20 protein-coding genes, 1 pseudogene and 1 other annotated feature are annotated in these 20,066 nt (G+C 43.3%); of the genes and pseudogenes, 6 read left to right on the forward strand and 15 right to left on the reverse strand.

Features of this window, described 5'->3' with window-relative positions; genetic code table 11:
• Positions 1 to 6: 6 nt before the first annotated feature.
• The 6 genes from AC1ECB_RS17940 to AC1ECB_RS17965 form a co-directional block, all read right to left on the reverse strand.
• Complete coding sequence (locus AC1ECB_RS17940) at positions 7 to 1,317, reverse strand: uracil-xanthine permease family protein (protein WP_485665054.1); 1,311 nt, start codon at positions 1,315 to 1,317, stop codon at positions 7 to 9.
• Between the two features lie 68 nt (positions 1,318 to 1,385).
• The gene (locus AC1ECB_RS17945; RefSeq protein WP_485665055.1) at positions 1,386 to 2,660 is read right to left on the reverse strand and encodes a TRAP transporter large permease; all 1,275 of its coding nucleotides are present in this window, start codon (positions 2,658 to 2,660) and stop codon (positions 1,386 to 1,388) included.
• Positions 2,661 to 3,197: a TRAP transporter small permease gene (locus AC1ECB_RS17950; RefSeq protein WP_485669368.1), complete on the reverse strand. Its 537-nt coding sequence runs from the start codon at positions 3,195 to 3,197 to the stop codon at positions 2,661 to 2,663. It abuts the gene before it with no gap.
• Positions 3,198 to 3,235: 38 nt separating this feature from the next.
• Complete coding sequence (locus AC1ECB_RS17955) at positions 3,236 to 4,276, reverse strand: TRAP transporter substrate-binding protein (RefSeq protein ID WP_485665056.1); 1,041 nt, start codon at positions 4,274 to 4,276, stop codon at positions 3,236 to 3,238.
• Positions 4,273 to 5,169 (reverse strand): isocitrate lyase/PEP mutase family protein, encoded by an 897-nt coding sequence (locus AC1ECB_RS17960; protein ID WP_485665057.1) that lies wholly within the window; start codon positions 5,167 to 5,169, stop codon positions 4,273 to 4,275. The genes AC1ECB_RS17955 and AC1ECB_RS17960 overlap by 4 nt, the downstream gene beginning before the upstream one ends.
• Positions 5,170 to 5,219: 50 nt before the next feature.
• Positions 5,220 to 5,429: a binding site (T-box leader), on the reverse strand.
• Between the two features lie 147 nt (positions 5,430 to 5,576).
• Positions 5,577 to 6,173: an HD domain-containing protein gene (locus AC1ECB_RS17965; protein WP_485665058.1), complete on the reverse strand. Its 597-nt coding sequence runs from the start codon at positions 6,171 to 6,173 to the stop codon at positions 5,577 to 5,579.
• Between the two features lie 554 nt (positions 6,174 to 6,727).
• Here AC1ECB_RS17965 and cshA point away from each other — a divergent pair.
• The gene (gene cshA / locus AC1ECB_RS17970) at positions 6,728 to 8,149 is read left to right on the forward strand and encodes a degradosome RNA helicase CshA (protein WP_485665059.1); all 1,422 of its coding nucleotides are present in this window, start codon (positions 6,728 to 6,730) and stop codon (positions 8,147 to 8,149) included.
• A gap of 66 nt (positions 8,150 to 8,215) precedes the next feature.
• Here cshA and AC1ECB_RS17975 read toward each other — a convergent pair whose 3' ends face one another.
• The 3 genes and pseudogenes from AC1ECB_RS17975 to AC1ECB_RS17985 form a co-directional block, all read right to left on the reverse strand.
• Positions 8,216 to 9,448, reverse strand: a complete 1,233-nt coding sequence (locus AC1ECB_RS17975; RefSeq protein WP_485665060.1) for an aminopeptidase — start codon at positions 9,446 to 9,448, stop codon at positions 8,216 to 8,218.
• Positions 9,449 to 9,546: 98 nt separating this feature from the next.
• Positions 9,547 to 9,849 carry a hypothetical protein gene (locus tag AC1ECB_RS17980; RefSeq protein ID WP_485665061.1) on the reverse strand — a complete coding sequence of 101 codons (303 nt, stop codon included), beginning with the start codon at positions 9,847 to 9,849 and terminating at the stop codon, positions 9,547 to 9,549.
• A gap of 111 nt (positions 9,850 to 9,960) precedes the next feature.
• Positions 9,961 to 10,377: pseudogene (locus tag AC1ECB_RS17985) on the reverse strand (methyl-accepting chemotaxis protein); the annotation flags it as partial.
• Between the two features lie 469 nt (positions 10,378 to 10,846).
• Here AC1ECB_RS17985 and AC1ECB_RS17990 point away from each other — a divergent pair.
• Together AC1ECB_RS17990 and AC1ECB_RS17995 are read left to right on the forward strand one after the other, a co-directional pair.
• Positions 10,847 to 11,197 carry a hypothetical protein gene (locus AC1ECB_RS17990; RefSeq protein ID WP_021169441.1) on the forward strand — a complete coding sequence of 117 codons (351 nt, stop codon included), beginning with the start codon at positions 10,847 to 10,849 and terminating at the stop codon, positions 11,195 to 11,197.
• A gap of 20 nt (positions 11,198 to 11,217) precedes the next feature.
• Complete coding sequence (locus AC1ECB_RS17995) at positions 11,218 to 12,057, forward strand: GGDEF domain-containing protein (RefSeq protein WP_485665062.1); 840 nt, start codon at positions 11,218 to 11,220, stop codon at positions 12,055 to 12,057.
• A 119-nt stretch (positions 12,058 to 12,176) separates the two neighbouring features.
• Here the strand turns inward: AC1ECB_RS17995 and AC1ECB_RS18000 are convergent, their stop codons facing one another.
• The 6 genes from AC1ECB_RS18000 to AC1ECB_RS18025 form a co-directional block, all read right to left on the reverse strand.
• Positions 12,177 to 12,659 (reverse strand): DUF134 domain-containing protein, encoded by a 483-nt coding sequence (locus tag AC1ECB_RS18000; RefSeq protein ID WP_485665063.1) that lies wholly within the window; start codon positions 12,657 to 12,659, stop codon positions 12,177 to 12,179.
• 82 nt (positions 12,660 to 12,741) lie between these two features.
• Positions 12,742 to 13,266, reverse strand: a complete 525-nt coding sequence (locus AC1ECB_RS18005) for an ECF transporter S component (protein WP_485665064.1) — start codon at positions 13,264 to 13,266, stop codon at positions 12,742 to 12,744.
• Between the two features lie 37 nt (positions 13,267 to 13,303).
• Complete coding sequence (locus tag AC1ECB_RS18010; RefSeq protein WP_485665065.1) at positions 13,304 to 14,158, reverse strand: pyridoxamine kinase; 855 nt, start codon at positions 14,156 to 14,158, stop codon at positions 13,304 to 13,306.
• 37 nt (positions 14,159 to 14,195) lie between these two features.
• A complete protein-coding gene (locus AC1ECB_RS18015; RefSeq protein ID WP_485665066.1) occupies positions 14,196 to 15,434 on the reverse strand; it encodes a M20 family metallo-hydrolase in 1,239 nt (412 codons plus the stop codon).
• A gap of 2 nt (positions 15,435 to 15,436) precedes the next feature.
• Positions 15,437 to 16,396, reverse strand: coding sequence for a DMT family transporter (locus tag AC1ECB_RS18020; RefSeq protein WP_485665067.1), 960 nt, complete (start codon positions 16,394 to 16,396; stop codon positions 15,437 to 15,439).
• A gap of 22 nt (positions 16,397 to 16,418) precedes the next feature.
• On the reverse strand, positions 16,419 to 17,333 hold the full coding sequence (locus AC1ECB_RS18025) for a DMT family transporter (protein WP_485665068.1): 915 nt from the start codon (positions 17,331 to 17,333) through the stop codon (positions 16,419 to 16,421).
• Between the two features lie 245 nt (positions 17,334 to 17,578).
• On the opposite strand from AC1ECB_RS18025, the gene AC1ECB_RS18030 reads away from it, so the two are divergent.
• Genes AC1ECB_RS18030 through AC1ECB_RS18040 form a run of 3 tightly spaced genes read left to right on the forward strand, consistent with a single transcriptional unit; the run spans position 17,579 to position 20,056 of the window.
• Positions 17,579 to 18,097 carry a chemotaxis protein CheW gene (locus tag AC1ECB_RS18030; RefSeq protein ID WP_485665069.1) on the forward strand — a complete coding sequence of 173 codons (519 nt, stop codon included), beginning with the start codon at positions 17,579 to 17,581 and terminating at the stop codon, positions 18,095 to 18,097.
• Between the two features lie 13 nt (positions 18,098 to 18,110).
• Positions 18,111 to 18,542: a hypothetical protein gene (locus tag AC1ECB_RS18035; RefSeq protein ID WP_485665070.1), complete on the forward strand. Its 432-nt coding sequence runs from the start codon at positions 18,111 to 18,113 to the stop codon at positions 18,540 to 18,542.
• Entirely contained in the window at positions 18,539 to 20,056 is a 1,518-nt protein-coding gene (locus tag AC1ECB_RS18040; protein WP_485665071.1) for a methyl-accepting chemotaxis protein, read from the forward strand. The genes AC1ECB_RS18035 and AC1ECB_RS18040 overlap by 4 nt, the downstream gene beginning before the upstream one ends.
• Positions 20,057 to 20,066 lie beyond the last annotated feature (10 nt).

Consider the following 20,066-nt stretch of genomic DNA (forward strand, 5'->3'; position numbering starts at 1 on the left):
ACCACCTTACCTTACAATTTTTTGGGTATAGCCGGATTTAGCATAGACTACATGTTCCAAAATAAGCGCTGCTGTTACCCCCACCACGAAACCATTGCTCACCAGCGGCCTGATAACAGCGGGAATAGTTGCTGCCAGCGAAGCAGGCATAAAGGCTACCAGCGTGCCCAGCATTAAGGAAACCCCAATAATTAATCCGGTATCAAACCCGGATGTCTCCAGGGATTTCCCTAACATCATCAGCCCGCCGGCCATCTGCGAACACATGGTGTAAAATAACAGACTGCCGGTAACTACTGTCGGTATATAGGAAAATAAGCCGATAATACTTGGCGTCAGCGCCAACAGCATCATGCCCAGCGCCGCCGCTGCCAGCGGAAATCGTGACGCACAACCGGAAGCAATAATAATTCCACTGCTAAAGGAATAATTAACCGGTCCCAGGACTCCCAAACAACCGGCCAGAAGATTACCCAGTCCGGTCACAATCAATCCTGCATTGCTGCGTTTCTCGGAATCATCGACATGTAATAAACTGGCAATACTCTGAATTGAGCCTAAATCATTGGCTGTCAACGCTAGAAAACAAAATAAAAAAGAAATCGCCGTAACTGGATCAAAACCAAAGTCTATCACCGTAAATTCCCAGTTCGCAGACGTCTGAATAGGCGCTGCTGCGTTCGGCCAGACACCTGCAAGTAGGCTATAATATGCCAAACTGCCAACCAGCAAAGCCCAAATCACAATGGTTGATTTTAGCGCGTCAGGTAAAACCCGTTGGCCTATTAACATGGCCATAATCAACGTAATCGCAAATACAAGCTGACTAAAAGGCCTATCTGCGCCTGTCACAATCAGCTGGAGAATAGTCGGCAAAATGGTAAAAGCAATCAATAACAAAACTATCCCAATAACCCTGGTGGTAAAAAGCAAATTGATACGATTTAATAGCTTGCACCAACTTAAAACAGCCAGCAATCCACCACATAATGCCACCGAAGAATAGACTGTCCCAACAGCAGCATCTGACTGGTTGGCCACAATACCGCTCAGAAGAACCGCCGCCGGACCAATAATTAGTGGCAGCCGATGTCCCCCTAACACTTGCACAAACAGCGTCAAACCTGTTACCAGAAATAATTTTTGCAAATAATTTAACTGCAAGGCCGGTGAATCCGCATAGTGAATACCGGCTGCAATGCTGCCAAGAATGATAATATAAGGAACAACTACTACATACCACTGCAGGCCAAAGATCACGGTAGTAAGCAATGGCAACCGTTCATCAAGTAAATACCTAAACTTTAAATTTCCCAAGGTTTTCTCCATTTTATGCTTAAATTTAAGTAAAAGGCTCCTGTGCAGGAGCCTTTTACCAACCATCACTATTTAAGAAACGCCGGCAACCAAGTTGCAATACCCGGAAAGAAAACTAAGGCAACCATCAGCAGTATTATTACCAGCGCAAACGGTAGCACACCCTTGGCAATTTCCTCCATCCGTGTATTTTCACTAATTCCCTGAATGACAAACAAGTTCATCCCCACAGGCGGAGTAATCAGTGCCAACTCCATATTAATGACCATAATTACACAAAACCATATTGGATCAAAACCGAGCTTCATTATAATAGGATACAAAATCGGCAAGGTAATAAGAATGATTGATACCGTCTCCAGAAAACAGCCCAAGAATAACAGCACCAAGTTAATGAGTAGAAAAATTATCCAACGACCAGCATCCAGCGCAATTACGAATTCAGTCATTTGCTGAGGTAACTGCAGCACTGTTAAGACAAACCCAAACAACATAGCACCGATAATTATCGCAAAAATCATGGTTGTCGTTTTCACACTATCTGCAAGAATACTTGACAGATCACGCCAGGTAAGTGTTTTATACACAAAGAAGGTAATAATGAGACTATAAATTGTACCGACTGCAGCCGCCTCAGTGGGAGTAAACCAACCGGCGTAGATCCCGCCCACAACAAGAACAGGCAGCATGAGTCCCCAGAAGGAACGCCGTAGAGCCTCCAGTCTTTCTGCCCAGGTAGCAGCCGGTTCTGGTACTACGTTTCTAGCCTGGAACACCACCAAAGAAATAAATAGCAGCATCAGCAACACGCCTGGTACCACTCCGGATATAAATAGTTGCCCAACAGATTCACCGGTAATAGAACCATAGAGGATCATCGGAATACTCGGCGGTATGAGAATACCTAACGTGCCACCAGCCGCCACTGAGCCAAGAACCATCTGCTTGTCATAACCGCGTGACAACATCTCGGGAATTGCCACCGCCCCAATGGTTACAGCAGTAGCTACACTTGATCCGGAAATAGCAGCAAATATTGCACAAGCTAAAATAGTTGCTATTCCTAAACCACCAGGCAAGTGGCGCAGCCATTTACTGGCCACCTCAAATAAATCACTGCCAACTTTGCCGCTAAGAAGAATCTGACTCATCAGTACATATAACGGTATCGCCGTGAGCACAAAGTCGTCAAGTGACTTATAGGCAATATTCGGAACCTGGGCAAAAGTAGTAACACCACCAGCCAAAAAGTACATACCAGCTAGGCCTGCAAGACTAAGACTAAAAGCCACCGGCACACCGGTGAGCAGGAGCAACAATAATACTGCGATCAAAGCTTCCACTTAGCCGTCCCTCCTTTTCGATGCTTTCTCGGGAGTAGGACGCCGCTTAGTGCTCAGATCCAGGATATCCAAAATAATTTTGCGGACAAGCTGCAAAAGCAGCAACAAAAAACCTACCGGCAACGATAGCTGCGGAATAAATAAGGGTACCCTAAGCGTACTTGGAGAAGTATTGTTCATTTGATATGACGTCAGTACCATATCCCAACTCTCCACTAGAAAAACCAAACACATCCCTGTTACAACAATACCAACAAAAATAGTAAGACAGGTATTACTGCGTTCAGATAGCCTTGCTGTCAAAATATCTACTCGAATATGCTTATCATCGGCATAAGTAGCCGCTAACCCGAGGAAACCACTTGCCAATACCAGGTACACTGACAATTCCAGCGACCATTCGGTAGGAGCATCAAAGAGCCCGCGGGCAATAACTTCATAACATACTATAACTGCTGTAGCCAGAATAAACAACCCGGCAAGCACAGTTGCCAAGCTTGTTACTTTCTGAATAATCTGATCAATCAGCTCTACCACTTTACGCAAAACAATACCTCCCGCGGAATAGTAAACAATCATTTAAGACCTTTACAGATAGTAATCAATTCCTGTCCGATCTGGCCGGTACGTTTAATAAACAGCTCCTGTACCGGTTCAGTGGCTTTTTGCCAAACAGGAATTTCGCTTTCAGGAACAACATAGACTTCTACACCTTTATCTATTAATGCCTGAAGCGTCTTTTGATCTTCATTTTTAGCTTCAGCTCTGATCGAATCGCCTACCTCTTTAGCAGCCTCCTGCATAATTTTTTGCTGTTCTGGCGTCAGGCTATTCCAAAATTTGAGATTGATTGATACTACAAACTCAGGGAAAGCATGATTGGTCATGGTAAGGTATTTAGAAACCTCATACATTTTCCGTTCATACATAGCCGTCGTACCAGAGGTTTGTCCATCGATAGTGCCACGCTGCATAGCCATGTAGACTTCGCCAGATCCCATGGTTACAGGCGATGCTCCTAATGCTTTAATAGTTTCTGAAGGAAGTTCACCATAGCCCCGCAGTTTCAAGCCTTTAAAATCTTCCGGTTTGGTAAGCGGGCGTTTGTTATTGCCAAATTGAACAAATCCATAATCGGCCCAAATTAATACCTTAGCGCCCTTTTTCTCCATTTCTCCGGATAATTTGTCACCCACTCCACCAGCAATGGCCTTTTCGATACGATCATAGCTAGGAAACAAAAATGGCACATCAAAGATCTCCATCGCAGGAATAACCGAAGACCACATGGCTGTAGAGTTAAGCCCCATCTCTACCCCGCCGTTCATGACAGCGTCATTCATGCTTTTATCATTATAAAGCTGACCTGACGGATAAATATTTATCTGAATATTGCCTTGTGACTTTTCATTTACCTTCTTGGCGAAATCCTCCATACCCCGGGCTAAGTGATGGGCAACAGGCAAATTATGAGCCAGTTTAGCCACAACCTTACCATTGGCCCCGGTGCTGACTGCCTGCTTTTGGTCTGAGGACTTGCTACAGCCTGCCAATACAACTAACGCTGCTACCACCAACAATGTTATTACAGTCCTAATCATTCCTGCTTTTTTCATGTGTTTTTCCCTCCACCACATTTGTATTTTTGCTCTAACTCCTGAAATTTTTCTAAGCCAATAAACTGATTAAATTCACTAAAATTAAGCATCGAATCTTCATAACACTTGGTAGTACCTGTTTCTTTCAGTTCAGTAAAGATAGCTGTTAACGAATGTACTACCGTATAGAGTGCCGTACAGGGCCAAAAGACGATTTTGAAGCCTAATGCCTGAAGCTGCCCTGCGGTTAACCCCGGCGTCTTGCCGCCCTCAATCATGTTGGCAATTAGAATGGAATCAGGAAAGGTTTTACCGATTCGTTCTAATTCCCGTTCGTCTTGAGGAGCTTCAATAAACAGCACTTCGGCTCCAGCCGCCAGGTAGCGTTTACCACGCTCGATAGCATTCTCTAAACCCAGTACGCTGCGCGCGTCTGTGCGGGCAACAATCAAGGTTGCCGGATTAACCTTAGCCTCTACAGCAGCCCGTATTTTTTGTTCATGTTCCTCAGGAGCAATAACTTCCTTGCCACCCATGTGCCCGCAGCGCTTTGGCCAGACCTGATCCTCAAAAATAATGGCTGCTGCACCGGCTTGCTCATATTCGCGCACCGTACGCCGCACGCTTAGCGCATTACCATAGCCGGTATCGCCATCAGCCATTACCGGCAGGTCAATCGCATTATTTATAACCTTGACTGCTTCTGCCATCTCAGTCATTGACAAATAGCCCACATCAGGCTGCGCCAACTTTGCGGCTGCAATGCTGTACCCCCCCATAACCACGACGTTAAATCCAACTTTTTCGGCAATTTTGGCTGTCAGCGCATCATAAATTCCCGGTAATACCAAAATGTCTGGTCCCATCAATAACTTACGTAATTTTGTCGCTTTGTCAGTCAAATTTTTCATTCCCTCCTTTTAAACATAAAAAGCCCCTATTGGCATATCATCACTACGCCAATAGGGGCGAATTACTCGCGGTACCACCCTACATTATACTTACACTCCGGTTAACGCCCGGAAGTCGCTTTTGTCTACTTGCACACCTATTAGAGTTCGACAAAAGAGTTCATGGGGGAGATTTACTAACGGCTGCCGCGCCGGTTCACACCTGCCACCGGCTCTCTGCTGCAGCTTAGCCGCTGCTTTAACCCAATCATTACCTTAGCTATGAATTTTGCTATCTTGAGAAAACTGTCCATTAGCAACATATATTTGTTTAGAACTACCAGCTATATTGTAGTATGTAGCATCAAAAACATGTAACTATGTTATACATTATCACAGCTTGCTAGTATTTTGTCAATAATGCTTTCTTAGCTATTCTGAAGATAGCCCTTTTTGATAGAATCCTGGATAATCTCGTCAACAAGACGCCCCAACTCAACGGCGATTGCGGCTGTTCGCCTGTTGCGTTCTTTTACTTTATCGCTAGTTATCCCGTTTAACTGCCATGATTTTCCCTGCGTATGATAATGTAATAACAATGGCTGTAGTCTGTCCAAGGCATCAGCAAAACGAGCTTCCGAGCTGGCTCTTTGTTCAAACTCCTCCCATAAAGAGCGAAATTCCTGAGCCTGGTCTCCGGGCAGCAAGCCAAATAGCCTGTCGGCGGCCTTAGTTTCCCGCTCTTCTTTATCCTGTCCAGCCTGTTTATCAAAACAATAAGTATCACCAGCATCAATTTCCACAATATCGTGAATAAGAACCATTTTAAGTACCTTAAGCACATCTACTTGCTGACTGGTAACATGCTCAGCAAGTAGCATAGCCATAATAGCTAAATGCCAGGAGTGTTCCGCGTCTGTTTCATGGCGCTCACTGCAAATAACAAAATTTTTCCGATATATCTGTTTAATTTTATCTATTTCAACAATGAACTCGATCTGTCGCTTCAACCGTTCAGTAGTCACACACTATCCTTCTTTCATTAATATGAGAATCGCTAACATTCTAACAATTAGCATAACTTTGTTCTATTCTTGAAACTTATCAATTATCCTGCAATAAAATAGCGCTTACCGTGATTTTTTTTATATTTTGTTGGTAATTATTTCTTTACTATGATATACTTAGTATCTCTCCGGTCAAAGTTTATCCAATGTTGGCTTTAAACCGAACCTTTAATACAGGGCGGTTGCCGACTGGCTTTAGCCGCGGCGATAACATAATGAAGCAGTTTAGTTCCATAGCCTGGGTTTTGCCACTTCCTGGCTATAGCAAATTTACAAAACTGAATTTTTTTGCTCTTGAGCAAATTTTGATATTACTGAGATGAGCTGACCATCTTCGAAAAGATCATTATAGATTCCATTATTTTATCCCAACAGAAAAATGACCTTTCTTAAAAACAGGATAAAGAAAAGTTAACTTTCTTTATGGAATACGGCAAAGCAGTATATAATCACTTGCAGACTGGCGATACTATTTAAAAAAAGATTTAAGCAACACAAGGAGGCTACATTAATTGGAAAAATTTAAAGAGCTAGGAATTAGCGATTTAACAATACGCGCCCTTAGCGATATGGGCTTTGAAGAGCCGACACCGATTCAGGAACAGGCTATCCCGATATTACTTGCCGGTAAAGATTTGGTTGGACAGGCCCAAACCGGTACAGGTAAAACAGCCGCATTTGGCATTCCCTTATTAGAAAACATTGGTAAAAGTGTTGGGGCAACTTTTGGCATTGTGTTAACCCCAACCCGTGAACTGTGCATTCAGGTGGCCGAAGAACTCAACAAACTTGGGCAGTTCTCAAATGTACGGACCCTCCCTATCTATGGCGGGCAGGATATTCAGCGTCAAATTAAATCCTTACAAAGGAAACCGCAAATCATTGTTGCTACCCCTGGCCGACTGATGGACCATATGGATCGCCGTACAATTAAACTTAACGATATCAAAATGGTAGTTATGGACGAAGGCGATGAAATGCTCAACATGGGCTTCATTGAGGATATTGAGAAGATATTGAGCGCTACGCCTGATTCCCGCCAAACTTTGCTCTTTTCGGCTACCATGCCTCGTCAGATTCAAAACTTGGCCCAACGGTTTTTAAAGGACCCGGCACTTATCAGCATCAAGTCCAAAGAAGTAACTGTTCCACTTATTGAGCAATATTATATGGAAGTGCTTGACAGACAAAAATTTGACGTGTTCTGCCGCCTCCTGGATATCCAGTCACCAGAACTGTCGATTGTTTTCGGCAGAACTAAACGCCGGGTAGATGAACTGACCGAAGGATTAAAAAAGCGTGGCTATTCCGCTGAAGGCATTCACGGCGACCTTACCCAAGCCAAACGCGATTCCGTCCTGCGCCAATTCCGCGAAGGCATTATCGATATTCTCGTCGCTACCGATGTGGCTGCCCGCGGCTTAGACGTCAGCGGTGTCACCCATGTTTACAACTTTGATATTCCCCAGGACCCGGAAAGCTATGTGCACCGGGTTGGCCGTACAGGCCGCGCCGGTCAAACCGGTCTGGCCATGACCTTTGTTATCCCCCGGGAACTAGACCATTTGCGTTCAATCGAACGGCTAACCAAGCGCAAGATTGTGCGGATGCCTGTACCTACCGTAACTGAGGCTATTGAAGGCCAGCAACGCTTAGCTGTTGAAAAATTACTCAATCAGATTGAAGACGGCGGACTTGAGCAATACCGCGGTCGGGCTGAAGAGCTGCTCACTGAAACAGATTCTGTTGCCTTGCTGTCGGCCGCACTTAAACTATTAACCAAAGAGCCAGACGGTACACCCATTAAAATTACTGAGGAAGCACCGTTACGCAGCCGTTCCTACGGCGGCGGCAAACGCAGACCGCAAGAAAATAGAAAACCCGCCGCTGCAGGTGGCAAACCGCGTTATAAATCAAACGGCTTTAGAAAATAAGCATAATGCAATACGTATAAACCCAAAAGAGGAAGTCACAGAACCACTCAGTGACTTCCTCTTTTTTTAGCCATTAACAAAATTACCGTTTTTAAATACCGGAATTATCTCCCCGGTTACTGTTGTTCCGGTTATCTCAAGGTCAGCTGTACCAATCATAAAATCAACATGTACCATAGAGTCATTAACCCCGGCTTGTTCTAATTCTGCCTGGTTCATTGCAGCCCCGTTTTCCAGGCAGATAGGATATGCCTTACCGATAGCCAAATGGCAGGAGGCATTTTCGTCAAATAATGTATTATAGAACAAAATATTGGCGTTAGAGATGGGAGAATTATAAGGAACAAGGGCTACCTCGCCCAGATAATGAGAACCCTCATCAGTTTCTACAAGCTTTTCAAGTACCGCTTGCCCCTGCTCCGCCTTACAGTCAACAATCCGCCCGTCTTTAAATGTTAACGAAAACTTATCAATCAATGTGCCATTATAATTCAGTGGCTTTGAACTCACTACCACACCATTGACACCTGACCTTTCCGGGAGAGTGAACACCTCTTCTGTCGGCATATTGGCAACAAATTCGATACCATCGGCTGTATATTCCGGCCCGCCAAGCCATAGGTGCCCAGCTGGCAATTCTACCTTTAAATCAGTACCCAACGAGTTTTTATAGTGAAGCAGCTTGAATTTATGGGAATTTAGATAATCCATACTTTGCTTTAGCTGACGGCTGTGTTCCTGCCACGCGGCAACCGGATCAGCAGTGTCCACCCGCACGGCCTTGAAAATGGCCGTCCATAACTTTTCCATAGCTTCCTCAGCAGATACTTCGGGGAATACCTTCTGCGCCCAGGCCTGAGTGGGTATTGATACAACACTCCAGGCATTTTTGTTACTCATCATACGTTCACGATACTCTTTAAGTGCTGTATTACCGGCCTTTTGCACCCTAACTACCCGCTCGGGATTTACATCCTTTAATAATTCCGGATCAGAAGCAGCAATACTAATAAAGGCCGCACCCTGACGGGCATAAAAGAGATAAAATTCCTTCTGCCATTCAGGGAATTCATCAAATATCTCTTCAGGTGCCTGCAAAAACTTAATCTTGGAAGATAACTCATCTTTCCAATTCATAACCACCTCCCTGGCACCAGCCTTGTAGGCAAACGTGGCAATGCTTCTGGCAAAGGGAGCGCATTCCAGTGGCGAAGAGATGACGAGCGTCTGATTTTGCTGAATATTTATCCCTGTTTTTACTACTAGTTGAGCATATTTTTCCAACATAGCAAGTTTCATGTTTACTCCTTTCCATCACTTTCAGTGTACTGTTCCGTATTACTTTCTTTATTCTTAACACATACTATTCACTTTATCATGATAATGATTAATATAACCTAATAGGTAAACTTATGAATCATATTATTTAATACACCTGTTTCCGCAGTAATTGTTTGATTTTCAGCCATTACATCTTTAAGCGAATTGGACTGCTGTTCTGCCAAGGCTGACACTTCCTGGGCCATAGCGGCATTCTGCTGGCAAACAGCCGAAATATTTTGAGTAGCTGCTACGGTTACATCAGCGACTGAATCAAGGATGACTATCTTTTCTCTGACAGTAATCAATTGCTCACCAATCTTATTCACAGCATCCTGGATATCGGTAATCGCCTTACAGATAGCATTCGACATTTCCATTCCCTTTTTCGCCGCCGTTGCATTTTCAACAGTAAAAGTAACCGCAGTACCGATTTCCTGCTGAATGTTATTTACTACCTGAGCAATTTCGCTTGCCGATTGTTCACTTTATTCTGCCAGCTTTCTTACTTCGTCAGCAACAACGGCAAAGCCCCGCCCTTGTTCACCTGCACGGGCCGCTTCAATTGCAGCATTCAGGGCCAGCAACGCCGTCTGCTGGGCAATAGCAGTGATTACTTCAACAATCTGCGTAATTTCTCCCGACATATTTTCCAATTTGGCTATATGTAGCTGGACGCTGCCGCTTTGGGAACTGATCTCATCCATAGCGGCCTCAACTTGCTTGAGCAGTGAGTTAGAAACTTCAATCTTATTTTTTGTTATTAACTCCTGAGCAGATATGGCTTCACTCAACGAATTTAAAGCATTAACCGCATTTGCCAATACTTCCACCTGAGCCGTAAGAGACTGAGAACCTTCAGCTTGTTCTGAACTGCCTTTGGCAACATCAGCAATACTACTAGTCACTTGTTCATTGGAGAGTAAAACAAAATGTCAATACTATTATAATACAAAATCGTTAACTACGTCACTTTTTAATTTCTTAGTTAAAAAGTCCTAAAACTCTAGGTCTAAATACCCAATTATTTCTTGACATTTCATTAAAATATATGTAAAAATATATAATATATTTTTACATAATGACAAAATGCTTCCAGTCGCTAAAGCTGTCTCAAAATAAGCCTGCATAGATATGCATAGATATATACTTTTGAATATTACAATACTGCTTTTTAGGCTGCTGTTATAATAATTTATAGATCATGCACTCAGGCGTTGGCCTGCTTTTTTTATACATGAGGTTGAGTTTTACAGAGTTATCCCCCCCTGCTTGAGCAGGGTTATATATACTACTACTACAGGTAATGACATTATATTTTCTGATTTAGTCAACACGAAGGTTAACTATGTTTTCAGTAAAAAGGGGGCAAACGTCATGAGCAATCCTACAGAGAGCAGTAAAAAAGTAGAAATAAACATGCGATTATCCGAATTTGAAATTCCTCCCATGCAGGATGTATTAATCATCGGAAGGAAGGCGCCCATCGGTCCGGAGGCAGCAAAAAGAATGGTAAACATTTTATCGCCCGATCAGTATGAAATAAGAAAAACAGAGCACCCGGCTATTGAAGCGATTGTCGTAAGAAAGTCCTTACTCAATATGTTGCCTCAAGATAAATTAGTATCGCTAGTTTTAGAAGAAGGAGAAAAAATTGCTAACGAAACAATGATACTAAAGGTACAGCTTAATATCACTATTATTGTTAGCAAATCAATAGAAATATGATCCGATATGTATTTGACATAATGATAAAAAAATATTTTATTGTTGACGTGCTTGACGGTCTGCGTTATATTCAAAGTCTTGTTGCCGAAAATCCATGCGATGGCTTCCCGGTAATGGAAGACGACCAAATTGTCGGGGTATTAACATATAAAAATTTACTGCAAGCACATCCCAACAGGATTGCCGCAGATGCCATGTCAGATCATATTGTCTATATTGATGCTCATTCATCTATATGGAAAGCCAAAGAAATCTTTGATACTAACAATACTGATCTGCTATTGGTTCTGGACAACGATCACCTTGTTGGCATCATTACGAAATCACTCTTAGAGGTTGAATTGGGAAAGCACACTGACCTTTTAACAGAGCTTCCTAAAAGCGATTTTATTTATTATAACGCTACGCGCTTAATCGAAAATAATCAAGAAATATCTCTTGCATTTTTTGATGTTAATAATTTTGGCCTTATTGATAAAGAGCACGGTCATATCGCTGGAGACATCATATTAAAGGAACTAGGTACAATCCTCAAAACCAATATGACAGAACAAACATATGTATCTAGATTTGGCGGCGATGAATTTTTAGTACTTACCCCGTATTATGTTGATAAGTGCTGCATTTTTGCCCAAAATCTATTAAGAACAATTTCCCGTTATACGTTTCATAAAAATATATCCGTTACAGTATCAGCAGGCATTGTAGAAAGAAAAAAGAATCAAGAGAGCTCACAGAATATACTTCGTACAATTTCTAATCTTATTAATCTTGCCAGCTTGGCCTCGACAAAAGCAAAAAAAGATAAATGCGAATTAAGTATCGCAACTAACAATACTACCTGTAATTTTTCTTTCTAAACCGCATGACACCACCTAGTAAAGAAGAACCACCTAAATTCGAAAAAATTTAGGTGGTTCTTCTTGCCGCAGCTTTTATTTATCCGCAATTTCACTCATGCGGTCAGACTGCACATCGCTTAGTGACCGCCGCAGCAACCGCCTTGACCATGTTGATGCTGTGCACCACCACAGGCATGTTTAACTCCATTGTCCAACTTCATTTTTTTCATGCTGCCACATTGGGGACAAGCAATCTCGTAACCATGTTTTCCGCCTTCAGTACATGGAGCTACCTCCCATACATGATGACAATCCACACATTCAAAAACTCGATTTTTCATAACATAATTCCCTCCCTCAATAATAATAGCTCTGCCTTCCACTAACGCCGTTGCAACTTTTTGCCTAGCAGAATATAGGATTCTTTGAAATGTTGGTCTGGATAAACCCATCATCGACGCACAAATAGCCTGCTCAAAATCCTTGATATCTTTCAGGCGGATTGCTTCCAATTCTTCCAGTTGCACAACAACCGGCTTTTTCCCGCACTCAACCTCAGGGGAAAATTTTCTACAGAATGGTTCTTCATCAATTAATCCGCAACAACGCTGCCTTGGCACAAACTATCAACCTTCCTTTTGAGCATATGCTCATTTATATTATATCCAATTTGTTAAAAACATTCAAGAGGAAATAAAAAAACTATCTATTTACAATCTTACGTAGTTTGGGCGACAATATCATAGCCACTACCACCCCAACACCAGAAGTCATAAGTGAACTTGGTATGTTGGCAAAAGCCGTTGCTAAACTACCCGTTATTTGCCACCAAGCCACAATATAACCGCCTAGTGTCCAAGCCGCTGCCAATATACAACCGGTCAAGGCACGCCAAGCCCAACTGCCTTCACTTGTTACCGGTGCTGGCCACACCCCTTTGGCAACAAAACCAACAATAAGACCAGCAGTACCCTTGATAATAAAAGACCAGGCAGTATAAGGTGAGAATCCCATGAGCAAGTCATAGAAGGCTGACCCAATAGCACCGGCCAAACCCGCATAGACACCGCCGAAACAAATGCCAACAGTAAATAAAAAAGCGGTACCAAGATGAACCATTGCCCCCACACCAAACGGAATTTTGAGCGAAGTAGCTATCGCGCACATGGCAGCTAACACGCCACTATAGACAATGTCTTTTGTAGTCAGCTTGCGTTTTTCATTCATATGTTTTCTCCTTATGGTTAATGTAATAGAATACTTATTAATGCTTTGCCCGCATCCGGACCAGCCAAGGCAGAGCCTTTTCCAGCATTACACCTTCCCGGGTGGGGGTACCAGCCTTATAGGTAGTCTTGATCGTCATAGCAGCAAAATCGGCTGCCAGTTGCATCGCCGCTGGTACACTATACTGAGACAGCAAGCCCCCAACCAGGATACTGGCAAAAACATCACCTGTTCCCGGATATTTCGCTGGAATCTGCTCGCTAAGTACTTGCCAGAAAGAACCAGTACGCTGCTCATAACCAATATTCATGATTTGTTTACCACCAAAGGGAATTCCTGTCATGATAACAACTGACGGACCAAAGCCAGCCAACCGTACAAGCCATTCTTTGAGCAAATCAACTGCTACTGCTTGCTCCGTATAATCCTCGCCTAATAGAAAACAAGCCTCGGTAAAATTGGGGGTAATAATATCGGCTTTACTAACAAGCCGTTTCATATGTTCTTGCATTTGGAGTGTATATACTGAATAGAGCTTGCCTTCATCCCCCATCACCGGGTCAACCACTATCAAAGGCTTGTTGGCTGAAAACTCCTCAATAAAGTGGATTACTGTATCAATTTGCTCTTCTGAAGCTAAAAAGCCGCTATAGATACAGTCAAAATCAATGCCTTCTCTTTGCCAGTGATAATAAAAATCAGCCATACGCTCTGTAAAATCACAAAAAGCTATCTGTGTGAAACCACCCAAGTGGGTGCTTAACACCGCCGTCGGCAACGGACACACTTGAATGCCCATACAGGATAATATCGGCAAAATTACAGTTAAGGAACACCGGCCAAAACAAGAAATATCATGAACAGCCGCTACTCGCAAAGCTCGAAAACTCATGGACTATACTCCCTTCCATATTTCATATTTATGGTTTTTAGCCTTCTCTGCCAGCCAGTTTGCTCACTGCCATGAACAATACCTGAGTACCGGCGGTAATATCCCTGATATTGGCCCATTCTGCCGGATTGTGACTAATTCCGTCTTTACAGGGTATAAACAACATCCCTGCAGGAGCAATGCAAGCCAAATGCATGGCATCATGGCCGGCACTGCTGGGCATCAGCCTGCTGGCATACTGCCCGGCCTTTGCTATGCCCTGTAAGAATTCGACTATTTCCCGGGAAATTTCAACAGGTTTTTCATCAGTAAGTATACTACTGGTTATTGCCACGCCACGGCGTTTTTTTATTTCTCCCAGGCCTGCTGTCAATTCTTGTATTACCTGTTGTTTACTAGTTGCAATAATGCCACGAATATCAATTCCCAATTCAACACGTCCGGGGATAACGTTCATAACTCCCGGCTCAGCCGTAATCATACCGACCGTACCTACAGTGCCGTTATGAGCTTCCTGGCCAGCCAGCTTTTCCACCAGCAGTACTATTTCGGCCGCCGCTGTTAAGGCGTCTTGCCGCATATTCATAGGTGTAGCCCCAGAATGATCTGCTTGTCCAGTGATCACTACTTTAAAGCGTGTCGGTGCCGCAATCCCGGTGATAATACCAATTTGCTCGCCTGCGTTCTCCAGCACTGTACCCTGCTCAATATGTAATTCAAAAAAAGCCTTAATCGCACCAGTATACCTCGCGGCAGCAACCAGCTCAGGATCAAGCCCCCGCTGCCTCATAGCTTCGGCCAGTGTCATACCCTGTTTATCCATAAGTTGCTCCAGTTGAGCCGGCAACAGTTCACCACAAAACGCCTTACTCCCCATTGTCGCCATGCCAAAACGGCTGGACTCTTCGGCCATGAATACCACAACCTCAATAGGATGATAGGTTTGTGTTCCCGCCGCTTGCAAACATTGGACTACTTCGATGGCCGCCAATACACCCAGCACGCCGTCAAAGTTGCCGCCATTTGGTACACTGTCAATATGTGAGCCCAGCATGACAACAGACGCTGCATTATCGGTTCCTTCCCGCCGGCCAATAAGATTACCAAACGCGTCAACGCGAACAACAAGTCCTGCCTGTTTCATAAGCTCAATAATAAATTCCCTTGCCTCCCAATCGGTATCACTGAAGGCCAAACGCGTAATGCCGCCGTCCGCCTGCGCACCAATGACTGCCAGCTTACGGAAATTTTCTTCTAAACGCCTGCTACAAACCAAGTTTATACCCCCTCGACTACATTTTCACCAATTTTTTCTTGCCTTGCTCTTTCCCAATTCATAACGATAATGGCCAATAAGGTTACTGCACCACCAGCAATCTGAATAGGCAACACACGTTCCCCTAAGATAAAATAGCCGCTAATTACACCCACAACAGGAACCAGATTAAGATACAGCGTGGTAATAGCAACATCTAACTGCTTTAGCACATACATATAAAATAGATAACCAAGCACCGAACAGCATATCGACAAAAATAAAATATGCCCCCATGCAGTCAGTGATAGCATCTGCCAGTCGCTGCGCTCGGTAAAGGATAATGGTATAAGAAATATTGTACCAATCATTGTTTGATAGGTTGTCATGCACATTCCTGAATACCTATTCTGTAGCGATTTATTAACAAGTGTATAGAACGTCCAGGACAACATAGCTCCCACCACAAATAGATTCCCTACAAAATTGGCAGAATTTAAATCAAGCTGACCATTAGCTGTTACCGAAAGATAGGCTCCGATAATCGCAATGGCGATTGCGATTATCTTTATCACCGATACTCTTGCTCCAAAAAATAGTATATCCAAACCAATTGCCAGAATGGGGATAATTGTCACTATCAGTGAGGCATTGGCAGCTGTCGTCAATTTTATACCAATATTCTCAAAATAGAAATATAGCGTAATGCCTAAGCAGCCAGCTAATACCATCGATAAAATATCAGCCCTGGCCAGCTTGGCACCAGGCTCAACTCTTTTGAGCAACAACCACAGTAGCACTGAGGCAATTACAAAGCGAATCGCCGCTGTCGTAACTGGCGGTACCTCGGTAACTGTAATTTTGATGCTTACATAAGATATTCCCCAAAAGAGAATTGTCATCAACATCAATATGTTAGCCAATACGCATTTCTTATTCCTCAGACCTTCGCCAGCCTGTACTTCTTCCCTATTTTTCCGCATAACAACATCCTCCTGTTCTTAACTAGTTTTTACCATTGGCTTCTTCCGCCATCTCTACTCCGGCTACAGTCTGGACATCCTGCAGTTGGGTTAACAACATGCCGGCTAACATTAAGGCACAGCCCACTAATTCCTGAAAACCCAGCCATTCGTTCAACAGCAAAAAACCGCCAATCGTGGCAAAAACCGTTTCCATACTGAGAATAATGGCCGCCTGTGCCGGTGGAGAATGTTTTTGGCCAACTACCTGCAAAGTGTAAGCAATACCCACTGAACAAAAGCCGCCATACAAAATGGGGATGAGTGCCCCGCTAAGCCCCGCCAGAGTTATAGTCTCCAACCCAAGAGCCGTACCTATACTCAGCAAACCGCAGGTAACAAACTGAAAAAAGGACAACTTCAACACATCCACCCTGTCGGCAAAGTGATCAATCAGCAGAATATGTACCGACCAGAATAAAGCACCTATCAATTGCAGCAAATCACCATAGGAAATAAAAAAACTTTCTTTAACACATAACAAATACAATCCTACCACCGCCAGCACCGCGCTAAACCAGGTGGTCTTGCTAACATGCTGCTGCAGAAATATTCCTAAAATAGGTACAAGTACAATATATAGACAAGTAACAAATGCGGCCTTGCCTGCCGTCGTATAGATAAGGCCAATTTGCTGCAATGAGGCTGCCGTAAAGAGAATCAAGCCGGCTAAAAAGCCTGGCAGCAAAGCTCCCTTGGCACTCACTTTGGGTGATGATTGCGGCTTATTTTGAAAATAGAAAATCAGCGGCAACAGCGAAAGACTGCCCAGTACAAAGCGTACTCCATTAAAAGTAAAAGGTCCTACATGCTCCATGCCTACCCGTTGCGCCACAAAGGCAAAGCCCCAGATAGCAGCCGCCAATAATAACAGTAGATTTGATTTCATCGCACTCATAATTATCCAAACTCCTTTTTCTAATAGACCAAGCCCCCTTCCTAGAGCAAATAGAAAAGGGGCATTATTACCATACTACCACCAAATTAGCCTTTCGTCTAGTTAAGAAGGCCTTTCGAATCGCTCTGCTCTGTCAATTTTGAATATTTTCTGATGCCTCTGCCCGCGAAAAATGCTGGTAAAATAAAACAACTTCATGCTATATTATAGAGAAATATATATATTTGAGGGAGAACAATCGAAAGATGGCAGATAAACCATTAAAAAGCGACACAATTCTAAGCCAAATTGATGCCCATAACCTTACCGAAAAAATTGTTAAAATAGATGAACCAAACGTTAGCTTCTTCATTTTTCAACTAGGGGACTATTTGTTTGCCTTCTGTGGCAGCCAAGCCCGTGAAATACTGCCATATACGGGGCTAACCTGGATTCCTGGTGCAACTGCGCTCATTCCGGGAGTAATCAACCTACGCGGCGATGTGGCTGCAGTGCTTGATTTAAAACAAATACTCGGTATGAATGAGGCTAGTTATGAGACAACAGGTGCTTTCATAGTAATGGTACGGTCTGGTGACGGGCGAAATGGAATTCTGGTGGATACTATCGTAGATGTTGTGGAGATACCTAATTCTGAAACTAAACAGGTACTGTCAACCCTGGACGAACGTTTTAAGCGTTTTGCAATAAGTCAGTTTGAATATCGACATAACCTGGTAACCGTCCTGGACGCTGCTTTACTTATAGAAAAGGTAAATTCCTAACGTGGCAATAGATATGTACCAAAATGAACTCCAACTATTGATCGTTTCGCTAGGTGACAGGCGCTATGGAATTGATATTGACCAAATTGCTTATTTAACGAATTTTGATCCAACCGAATCCGCTGTAGGTTTTGAACAACTGCTCACAGCAAGTCCTGTTGCGAATTGCCATTATTCAAAAATGCTGCTCATCAAGCAGAAACTCCAAACACCAATCCTCATTAATGAGCCTGACGAGGTGACAACATGCAAAGTCAGCGATATTCGTAAACTGCCTGATATTCTGACTGTAGCCACGGGAAATAAAGGTGTCTGGGGACTTTTACCGCAGGAAAATAACCTAATCATACTGATTGACTTTTACAAAAATCATCTATTTAAACAACTCACACGTCATATCGATAAACAGATATACAGTGCAGTCACAAGGAGCGAATATAAATGAACAGTAGTCTTAAGGTAAAAATAATTGGACTTATGGCGCTTTTCATGTGTTGTTTAGTGGCCTTATTGTCCTATGTTTCTGTTACTGGCACACTTCAGCGCGGTGAAGTCCGGTTGCGGGAATACCAGGATATGCTTTATAAGCAAAAAACAGATAACATGAAAAATCTTGTTGAAGCAATTTCCAGTGCTGCATCCTTAATGACAGAGGACGAGGCAAAACAATTTGTGCGCAATGCCCGCTATGGTGTTGATGGGTACTTTTTGGTTATCAATACCAATGGCAGTCTGGCTGTCCATATTGATCAACCCCTGGAAGGGCAGTCTTTAACAACGATAAAAGATGCCGATAATCAAGCTTTCTTGCTGAAGCTGCTTGAACAATGCAAAGAAAAAGGTGAAGGTACAATCCAGTATACCTGGCTAAAACCAGGTTCCTCAAAAACCGAACCCAAATTATCGTATGGCAAGATCATCGGCAAGTGGAACTGGCTGGTAGTAACAGGCGTATATCTTGATGATGTAACGGCGGCTGTCCATAAAGAAGAAGGCGATATTCAACAAGAGGCATGGTCTACGGTGCAAAGATATTTATTGATAGCAGCTTTTGCACTTATACTTATTATTGCTATAGCCGGTTTCTTTCTTAATCGGTATATAACCCGGCCATTGACCGGAGCCATTACAAAAGTAAATGCCTATGCGACAAAAATGGATGAAACCGTAACAACCCAGGCCAGCTTTTCGATTGAGCTTTCCTCTTCGGTAAGTGAAATTTCCGCAACTATGGAGGAATTTTCCTCATCAGCTATTTTAATTAGTAATCATAGCCAGGGAGTGGCCGATAGTGCCGCGCAGACTTTGCAAAGAACCCGGCAAGGCGTTGCTGAAGTCGAAGCCTTAATGGAAAAAATGAAGGAAATCTATAATGATAATCAAGTTAATATCCAGGAGATTGTTGCCTTAGGTCATAAGTCCAAAGAAGTTACCAAAATCATGGAGTTTATTAATAATATTGCTAGCCAGACTCGCCTGATTGCCTTTAATGCCGCGCTGGAAGCAGCCAGCGCCGGGGAAGCCGGCAAACGTTTTGGGGTAGTTGCTTTAGAAATCAGACGCCTGGCCGATAGTGTCATGGAATCAACAAAAGAGATCGAAACGAAAAGTAATGAAATTGTGGCAGCAGTAAGCCGGCAGGTAGTTGCTTCTGAAAAAAATACTAAAGGAATTGAAGAAGGGCTGGCCTATTCAGAGCGCACTGTTTCTATTATCTATGACATCGAGAATGCAGCCGATCAGACAACCGATGCAGTCCAGCAAATTGTTCTTTCTATCCAGCAGCAGCAAACCGCCGGCGAGCAGGTACTAACGGCATTAAGGCAGATTAAGCAAGGAACAACAGACAATACAACGATGATACAACAGACAAAAACAATTAGTAAAGAATTGGCTAATTTGGCCGAGGAACTGGAACTTGTCGTTGAACATGGTAAAAAGGTAGCAACAGCTGATTAAGTCAGCAGTT

It is taken from the genome of Sporomusa sp. 246TCP1 (assembly GCF_057319775.1).

What these genes read in the sequence shown, in the direction of transcription:
- AC1ECB_RS18005 (WP_485665064.1), bottom strand. Translation starts at nt 13,266, where the DNA reads ATGAATGAAAAACGCAAGCTGACTACAAAAGACATTGTCTATAGTGGC.
- AC1ECB_RS17995 (WP_485665062.1), top strand. Translation starts at nt 11,218, where the DNA reads ATGATAAAAAAATATTTTATTGTTGACGTGCTTGACGGTCTGCGTTAT.
- AC1ECB_RS17955 (WP_485665056.1), bottom strand. Translation starts at nt 4,276, where the DNA reads ATGAAAAAAGCAGGAATGATTAGGACTGTAATAACATTGTTGGTGGTA.
- AC1ECB_RS17980 (WP_485665061.1), bottom strand. Translation starts at nt 9,849, where the DNA reads ATGGAAATGTCGAATGCTATCTGTAAGGCGATTACCGATATCCAGGAT.
- AC1ECB_RS18020 (WP_485665067.1), bottom strand. Translation starts at nt 16,396, where the DNA reads ATGCGGAAAAATAGGGAAGAAGTACAGGCTGGCGAAGGTCTGAGGAAT.
- AC1ECB_RS18040 (WP_485665071.1), top strand. Translation starts at nt 18,539, where the DNA reads ATGAACAGTAGTCTTAAGGTAAAAATAATTGGACTTATGGCGCTTTTC.
- AC1ECB_RS18030 (WP_485665069.1), top strand. Translation starts at nt 17,579, where the DNA reads ATGGCAGATAAACCATTAAAAAGCGACACAATTCTAAGCCAAATTGAT.
- AC1ECB_RS17975 (WP_485665060.1), bottom strand. Translation starts at nt 9,448, where the DNA reads ATGAAACTTGCTATGTTGGAAAAATATGCTCAACTAGTAGTAAAAACA.
- AC1ECB_RS18010 (WP_485665065.1), bottom strand. Translation starts at nt 14,158, where the DNA reads ATGAGTTTTCGAGCTTTGCGAGTAGCGGCTGTTCATGATATTTCTTGT.
- AC1ECB_RS18035 (WP_485665070.1), top strand. Translation starts at nt 18,111, where the DNA reads ATGTACCAAAATGAACTCCAACTATTGATCGTTTCGCTAGGTGACAGG.
- AC1ECB_RS17990 (WP_021169441.1), top strand. Translation starts at nt 10,847, where the DNA reads ATGAGCAATCCTACAGAGAGCAGTAAAAAAGTAGAAATAAACATGCGA.
- AC1ECB_RS18025 (WP_485665068.1), bottom strand. Translation starts at nt 17,333, where the DNA reads ATGAGTGCGATGAAATCAAATCTACTGTTATTATTGGCGGCTGCTATC.
- AC1ECB_RS17960 (WP_485665057.1), bottom strand. Translation starts at nt 5,169, where the DNA reads ATGAAAAATTTGACTGACAAAGCGACAAAATTACGTAAGTTATTGATG.